A 3556-nucleotide genomic window follows, 5' to 3' on the forward strand; every position below is an offset into this window, starting at 1 on the left:
ACCTAAAATTAAAAATTTCAAAAAAAGATTTTAAATAGACAATTTTTGTTGAAATATTGGTCTTTATAGAAATTTGCTTATTTTTTTGTATTTTTGAGCAAATTCCACGACCTAAAATTAAAAATTTCAAAAAAAGATTTTAGTTGGAGACCTATCGGATCTCCAAAATCTTTTACGCAGGATTGATTGTTTTATTTTTCTGAACGAAAAACTTTAAGGAAGTAATGTTTGAGTAGGCTGTTTTGAGTTTCGGTAGCGCATAGGTTTTTAAAATCAAATCAAAATACAAGCTAATCTCAGCCTCGTTGCCTAAATTATTAAAGGAATGGTATTTATTTTTTTCTAGTATTAGAGCAAAAAGTTGCTCGTGATTTTTAAGGTCCTATTTATTGCAAAAATAATATTGTTGGACTGTCTAGTCTACAAGCAATTGTTTAATATATAGAATTAACTTTAGAATAAAAAATTACTAGCCGAAAAAAGCTATACTAATATAATTTTAATAGAATATTAATCTCAAAGTATAAGTTATTTTTATATTTATTTAATTTCCAACTAATTAATTAACATGTTTTAACTAAACATAATTTTATGTTTAGTTATGTAGAATGGACGCATTATAATCATAAGACGCACATGTGGCACGTATTAAATTTCTGACTACAAGAAAATATACGATGTAAGGTATTTTATGGATGAATTTTGAGAAAAAGAACGACCTAGTTTGCATATAAATAAAAATCATGGACTTAAATTCGGATATTTTTGAGATATTTTTTAAAAAATAACGTATCAAATAGTAAAATTTGGTATCCGGATCACATCCTCACAATAAACACGAAACAAAAAGGAAAAAACTATGGCTTACCCGTTACTAGGCACGAAAATAGTGATAGACGAAGAGAAGGTTTTACGAGAGAAAAAGTATAAGCTAGACGTAATATACGAATATTTAGACAAGCTTGCCGAGCAGTGTAATTTGATTAGGATTGACAAAAATACCTTTCACGCGAAAGGCAATGAAAAAGATTTGGAGAGTCTAGGAATATTTATGTGTATATATGCAGTAGAAAATGAATGGCTAACTAAAAATATAAAAGAATGGATTTGGATAGACGAGGTTGAGGGCAACGAAGATATGATGGTGAAATTTAAGAAAGAAAATATAGGGGTTTGGGAATGAATAGCAAAAATAGAGCTATTCGTATTCCGACAAAAATATCTACGCATCAGAAAATCTAACAGAATTTGATATTTAAAAAGTAGAAAATTTATGTCCAATTTTTATTCTATAATTTTATTAATTTTTTTAAGGAGTAAAGATGGCATTGGCACTACCTACGATAGAGGAATATATAATACAAAGAGATAAGGAGTTTGGTTTTTGGTTGGTTTTTCATACTAGATACAATGACATATGCGCGTTTGGAAAGCACCCAGAAGACGATCGATTTGATAATTTTGATAAAAAATACATAGATAATGAATTTTTTAAATTTTATGAAAGAAAATTTTCCGACCATAAAATTAACTAATGTTTTTGACCTTGTTGATCCCAGCGTACTGACTTATCCGTATTTGGGTAGCATTGCGGTAGATTGCGTTCAGGGAGACGAGGCGTTTAGTGCGATTAGCGCAATGTACGGCAATCCATTTGAAGCCCCTATTTCCAACAAGGCTGTTTTTTGGGTTATGAAGTTAGAGGATGCGGTCAAGTCGCATACAAAAAGGCAAGAAGCAATAGATGCCGAATTTGGAGATTTTTAAATTTTAGCGCCTAAAAATATGTTAATAGCTAATATTTGTTTTTACAGAAAACAAGGCGCCTAAAAAGCATAAAGCTGAGTTGACGCCTACCCTACTACTTGTATTCGCTTCATTTGCTTAGTTTTTTAGCTCGTTTTGGACGGTTCTTTTTTGATACTAGTTCTACGCTATTTTATCTGTATTCTTGCCAATAAGATTTTACTATTTTTAGAATTTTTAATATTTTTAATGATACTTGATTTATCTTATAACCTTAATATAATCTTATGCATATACACGAGTTGCGCGATACGATAAATAGTAAACTATCCCATGAGCCATTTCCCCACCCACCAAGCAAAGCGCACCCAGTAAAAATTTTAGCTATAGATAATTCCAAAAAAGTCATTTTATCCACCAATGAACCACATAATATTTATTTCATTATAAACAATAATCCATAAGCAAAATGGTAGAATAGCAAACAAACTATAAATATTAATCAAGCACACATGTGCAAGCAACTAAAAAGAATTAAGAAAAACGGATTGGGATATTTGCCGTTTTTTGGTAAATTTATATTAATTACGTAACGGAGAAAAGATGATAAACATTAGAAAATTAGAGAGCGACCTTTGGGAGTCGGCGGATCTTTTGCGCTCAGGCTCAAAACTTACATCGTATCAGTACTGTATGCCGGTGCTTGGTCTTATCTTTTTGAGATATGCTTATAGTAGATTTAAAATGGTAGAGGCTGAAATTTTAAAAGGACGCCTCTCTCGCGGCGGCAGAGTTATGCCTGTTGAGGCGAGCGACTTTGCGGCAAAGAGCGCGCTTTATCTTCCAAAAGAAGCACAGTATGACTATCTACTAAATTTACCTCAAGATATTTCCTCGGTAAACCTTGTAAGTAAAGACAATCACGTCATGACAAGCCTGGGCGAAGTCGTAAACAACGCCATGTCTTTGATCGAGGATCAAAGCGAATAGCTCATCGGCGTACTACCAAAAAGCTATGCTGATTTTTCAGACGAGATATTATCCGAGCTTTTGCGTATATTTAACAACTCGGCCCTTGATGAGATCGGCGGAGATATCATCGGCAGAATTTACGAGTACTTTTTAAACAAATTTGCCAAAAGTATAGCCTCTGACGACGGTGTTTTCTTTACGCCAAAGTCGCTTGTAAAGATGATCGTAAACATCATAGAGCCAAAAAGCGGCATACTTTTTGATCCTGTGTGCGGCTCTGGCGGTATGTTTATTCAGTCGGGGGATTTTGTAAATGTAGCAGGCATGAACGCAAATAGCACGATGACCTTTTACGGCCAAGAAAAGGTCGAGTACAACGCGCAGCTTTGTTTGATGAACATGGCGGTACACGGACTTACAGGCGTTATCAAGTCCGGAGATGAGGCAAACAGCTTTTATAGCGACGCTCACAACCTAGACGGCCGCTGCGACTACGTCATGGCAAATCCTCCTTTTAACGTCGATAAAGTAAAAGCCGAGTCCTGCAAAAGCGCAAGGCGCCTACCTTTTGGAATGCCAAGCGTAAATAAAAACAAAGAGGTCGCAAACGCCAACTACCTTTGGATATCTTACTTTTACAGCTACCTAAACGAAAAAGGCCGCGCAGGCTTTGTTATGGCGTCTTCGGCTACAGATAGCGGCGGCAAAGATAAAAATATAAGAGAAAGCCTCGTAAAAACAGGCGATGTTGATGTGATGATCAGCGTAGGAAAGACCTTCTGTTAGCCGCTCGCCCTGCGTGGCTCTCGGGGGGTGTTTGTGCAATATAAGGCAAGCG

General features: G+C 35.1%; 5 protein-coding genes. All 5 read left to right on the plus strand.

Going from position 1 to position 3556, the window contains the following annotated elements; all coding sequences use genetic code 11:
* The first annotated feature begins 859 nt into the window (after positions 1-859).
* Positions 860-1183: a hypothetical protein gene (locus tag RYL88_RS12315; protein ID WP_314991678.1), complete on the plus strand. Its 324-nt coding sequence runs from the start codon at positions 860-862 to the stop codon at positions 1181-1183.
* A gap of 139 nt (positions 1184-1322) precedes the next feature.
* Positions 1323-1535 carry a hypothetical protein gene (locus RYL88_RS12320; protein ID WP_314991680.1) on the plus strand — a complete coding sequence of 71 codons (213 nt, stop codon included), beginning with the start codon at positions 1323-1325 and terminating at the stop codon, positions 1533-1535.
* Complete coding sequence (locus RYL88_RS12325; RefSeq protein ID WP_314991682.1) at positions 1501-1767, plus strand: hypothetical protein; 267 nt, start codon at positions 1501-1503, stop codon at positions 1765-1767. Before RYL88_RS12320 ends, RYL88_RS12325 begins: the two co-directional genes overlap by 35 nt.
* 582 nt (positions 1768-2349) lie before the next feature.
* On the plus strand, positions 2350-2736 hold the full coding sequence (locus tag RYL88_RS12330) for a type I restriction-modification system subunit M N-terminal domain-containing protein (RefSeq protein ID WP_314991684.1): 387 nt from the start codon (positions 2350-2352) through the stop codon (positions 2734-2736).
* A gap of 60 nt (positions 2737-2796) precedes the next feature.
* On the plus strand, positions 2797-3504 hold the full coding sequence (locus RYL88_RS12335) for an N-6 DNA methylase (protein ID WP_314991686.1): 708 nt from the start codon (positions 2797-2799) through the stop codon (positions 3502-3504).
* Positions 3505-3556: the final 52 nt, after the last annotated feature.

It is taken from the genome of uncultured Campylobacter sp. (assembly GCF_963517995.1).
Classification (GTDB): Bacteria; Campylobacterota; Campylobacteria; order Campylobacterales; family Campylobacteraceae; genus Campylobacter_A.

Bases quoted from the DNA above. Each gene is read 5' to 3' on its own strand.
- RYL88_RS12315 (WP_314991678.1), top strand. From the start codon at position 860: ATGGCTTACCCGTTACTAGGCACGAAAATAGTGATAGACGAAGAGAAG.
- RYL88_RS12320 (WP_314991680.1), top strand. From the start codon at position 1,323: ATGGCATTGGCACTACCTACGATAGAGGAATATATAATACAAAGAGAT.
- RYL88_RS12325 (WP_314991682.1), top strand. From the start codon at position 1,501: ATGAAAGAAAATTTTCCGACCATAAAATTAACTAATGTTTTTGACCTT.
- RYL88_RS12330 (WP_314991684.1), top strand. From the start codon at position 2,350: ATGATAAACATTAGAAAATTAGAGAGCGACCTTTGGGAGTCGGCGGAT.